The sequence below is a fragment of the Bacillus sp. SIMBA_026 genome (assembly GCF_046535335.1).
In the GTDB taxonomy this organism is placed as follows: Bacteria; Bacillota; Bacilli; order Bacillales; family Bacillaceae; genus Bacillus; species Bacillus velezensis.
In genome coordinates, this window is record NZ_JAWRWX010000545.1 from 1 (window position 1) to 229 (window position 229).

Sequence of the window (229 nt, forward strand, 5' to 3'; positions counted from 1 at the left end):
CGAGCAAGAGAAAGAAGCTGAATGAAAAGCCGAGCTGAGCCAGATACGTACGTGCTTTGCCAAGGAAGGACAGTCGGGGGACGAGCAACGCGCCGCCAACTATCAGAAGCGCAAGAATTCCCAAGGCGTGGCCGGCATTGAAGCCGCCGGTGCTCGATAAGCCGAACGACGTGAGCACCGACAGTGCGACGCCGCCCAGGTAGATCCGGCCGGACCGCCGCCGGGCAGG

The 229-nt window shown here is 62.4% G+C and carries 1 protein-coding gene; it reads right to left on the reverse strand.

The annotated features are described in order from the left end of the window. A partial coding sequence (locus SB847_RS22485; protein WP_410579000.1) for a hypothetical protein occupies positions 1-229 on the reverse strand: 229 nt, incomplete at both ends.